The organism is Pseudoalteromonas sp. SR45-5, from assembly GCF_014163565.1.
Taxonomy (GTDB): domain Bacteria; phylum Pseudomonadota; class Gammaproteobacteria; order Enterobacterales; family Alteromonadaceae; genus Pseudoalteromonas; species Pseudoalteromonas distincta.
In genome coordinates this window covers 1-3,061 of sequence record NZ_JACJDN010000493.1, presented here as the reverse complement: position 1 = coordinate 3,061, position 3,061 = coordinate 1, and the positions used below count along the sequence as shown (strand labels likewise).

Sequence of the window (3,061 nt, the reverse complement as noted above, 5' to 3'; positions counted from 1 at the left end):
TGCAAGTAAGCGGCTTTTAAATTTAAACCGGTATTTATGCTAATTTAGCAAGAATATCATTAAATGTAGTGCTTGGACGCATCGCTTTAAAGGCTGCATCATCGTTAGGCTGGAAGTAACCGCCTAAATCAACTGCAGGGCCTTGCGCATCGTTAAGCTCACTTACGATTTGCTCTTTATTAGACTCAAGGTCGCTAGCGATTTGAGTAAACTGTGCTTTAAGTTCACTGTCATCATCTTGCTTAGCAAGTTCTTGTGCCCAGAATAAAGATAGGAAGAAATGAGAACCACGGTTATCAATTTCTTTCACTTTACGTGAAGGCGATTTGTTTTCAGCAAGGAACGTGCCTGTTGCTTTATCTAGGGTATCAGCAAGTACTTGTGCCTTGTTGTTACCAGCAGTTACGCTTAAGTGCTCAAGTGATGCAGCAAGTGCTAAAAATTCACCTAAAGAATCCCAACGTAAGTGGTTTTCTTTTTCGAATTGTTGAACATGCTTAGGTGCAGAACCACCCGCGCCAGTTTCAAATAAGCCACCACCGTTCATAAGTGGAACAATTGAAAGCATTTTAGCACTTGTACCCAACTCTAAAATTGGGAATAAATCTGTAAGGTAATCACGTAAAACGTTACCTGTTACAGAAATAGTGTCTTTACCTTCTTTAATACGCGCTAGTGAGAACAATGTTGCTTCAAGCGGTGCTAAAATTTGAATATCTAGGCCAGCTGTATCGTGATCTGGTAGGTATTTATTTACTTTTTTGATTAGCTGCGCATCATGTGCACGGTTTTCGTCTAACCAGAAAATAGCTGGAACGCCTGTTGCGCGTGCACGATTTACTGCAAGCTTAACCCAATCTTGAATTGGTGCGTCTTTAACCTGACACATACGCCAGATATCGCCTTGCTCAACACTGTGCTCAAGTAATGTATTACCATTTGCATCAACAACACGGATAGAACCGTCCGCTTTTGCTTCAAATGTTTTGTCGTGTGAACCGTATTCTTCAGCTTTTTGAGCCATAAGGCCAACATTTGGAACGCTACCCATTGTTGTTGGATCAAACGCGCCATTTTCTTTACAAAAATCGATAGTTGCTTGGTAAACACTTGAGTAACAGCGATCAGGAATTACAAAGCTAGTGTCTTGTAATTTACCATCGTTATTCCACATTTGACCGCTTGAACGGATTGCTGCAGGCATAGATGCATCGATGATCACGTCACTTGGTACGTGTAAGTTAGTAATACCACGGTCAGAATCAACCATAGCAATAGCAGGGCGGTTAGCGTAAACAGCTTGAATATCTGCTTCAATTTCTTCGCGCTTAGCATCGTCTAATGTTTGGATTTTAGAATATACGTCGCCTAAACCATTATTTACATCAACACCTAGCTCTTCAAAAAGCTCACCGTGTTTAGCAAATACATCTTTGTAGAAAACTTTAACAGCGTGACCGAAGATGATTGGATCAGATACTTTCATCATTGTCGCTTTCATGTGAAGCGAGAACAAAACACCTTTTTCTTTAGCAGCGTCAATTTCTGCAGCTAAGAAAGCTTGAAGCTTAGAAGCGCTAATGCTTGATGCATCAATAACTTCGCCAGCTAAAAGAGGTGTGCTTTGTTTAAGAACAGTAACGTCACCGTTAGTTGCAACATGTTCAATACGCACATCAGTGGCTGTATCAACAGTTACTGATTTTTCTGAACCGAAGAAATCGCCTTCGCTCATACTTGCAACGTAAGACTGAGAATCTTTGCTCCACGCACCCATTGAATGTGGGTTGTTACGTGCATATTCTTTTACAGAGCCTGGCGCGCGACGATCTGAGTTACCTTCACGTAGTACAGGGTTTACTGCACTACCTTTAATTTTGTCGTAAGCCGCTTGAATTGCTTTTTCTTCATCATTTTTAGGTTCCACAGGGTATTCTGGAAGAGCGTAACCTTTTGCTTGAAGCTCTTTAATTACAGCGCGAAGCTGTGGTACAGATGCACTGATGTTTGGTAATTTGATGATGTTTGCTTCTGGTGTTTTAGCAAGCTCGCCAAGTTCAGCAAGTGCATCACCAATGCGTTGTTCTTCTGTTAAATAATCAGGGAAGCTAGCAATTACACGACCTGCTAATGAAATGTCGCGAGTTTCAACTTCAACACCGGCCGCATTTGTATATGCTTGGATGATCGGTAGCAACGAATAAGTTGCTAGTGCCGGAGCTTCGTCCGTTTTTGTATAGATAATTTTTGATGTCATCATCATTCCTAGATAGTCGACCGATAAGGTCTTATTCAACAATGCAAAGAAAATCATTACTTATGAGTGAGTACATATTATTAAACAAGTTAATGAACACGTACGCTCGTAATGAATAGTTTGTTAGGTGTTGGTACTCAGCGTTGCTCTTTTATAAAAGCAGAATAGTCACACCTGACGAACTGGAATCGTATTTATAGCTAAAAAATTAACAAAAATAAATCAGCCTTTAGCCTAGTACATATAAAAGAGGCGATAAGGTGTTATGCGCAATTTTTAGCACCAAGAGTGTAACAAGCTTAAATAAAAAGGGCTAGAGTTTGAGCATGCCCAATAAGCAGTTAAACAATCAACTCTTAGAACATTGGGGTATATAAAATAAATTCAAGGAAAAGGGTTGAATTTGAATGAAAAGAGGCAATAAATAAGAGAAGAAGAGATAAGTTAGTATGCTTAAGGAATTAAGCGAGGATCTTAAAAGGTCGCTCGCTTTAGTCGAAAAAAACAATCGTCACTCAATAATGTCACCATCTGGGGCAATATTTTTAGCGTGTAGGCCTTTAGGCCCTTGTTCTAATTCGAATGTTACATCTTGACCAGCTTTAAGCGTTTTATAGCCGTCCATTACAATTGTTGAGTAATGAGCGAAGATATCATTCTCGCAGCCGTCTTCTACGATGAAACCAAAACCTTTGGCGTTGTTGAACCATTTAACTTTACCACAAGCCATACTTCTACATCCTTCAATAAGTTGACTAATTTAGTTATTCTAAACCGTATAATTTGCTAGACTGACTAAGGTTT

2 protein-coding genes are annotated in these 3,061 nt (G+C 39.7%); both read right to left on the bottom strand.

What is annotated here, in order from left to right:
- Positions 1-34 precede the first annotated feature (34 nt).
- Positions 35-2,257 (bottom strand): NADP-dependent isocitrate dehydrogenase, encoded by a 2,223-nt coding sequence (locus H5072_RS15600; RefSeq protein WP_182694038.1) that lies wholly within the window; start codon positions 2,255-2,257, stop codon positions 35-37.
- Between the two features lie 511 nt (positions 2,258-2,768).
- Positions 2,769-2,987, bottom strand: coding sequence for a cold shock domain-containing protein CspD (gene cspD, locus H5072_RS15595; RefSeq protein WP_002962500.1), 219 nt, complete (start codon positions 2,985-2,987; stop codon positions 2,769-2,771).
- Positions 2,988-3,061: the final 74 nt, after the last annotated feature.

Bases quoted from the DNA above. Each gene is read 5' to 3' on its own strand.
- H5072_RS15600 (WP_182694038.1), bottom strand. From the start codon at position 2,257: ATGACATCAAAAATTATCTATACAAAAACGGACGAAGCTCCGGCACTA.
- cspD (WP_002962500.1), bottom strand. From the start codon at position 2,987: ATGGCTTGTGGTAAAGTTAAATGGTTCAACAACGCCAAAGGTTTTGGT.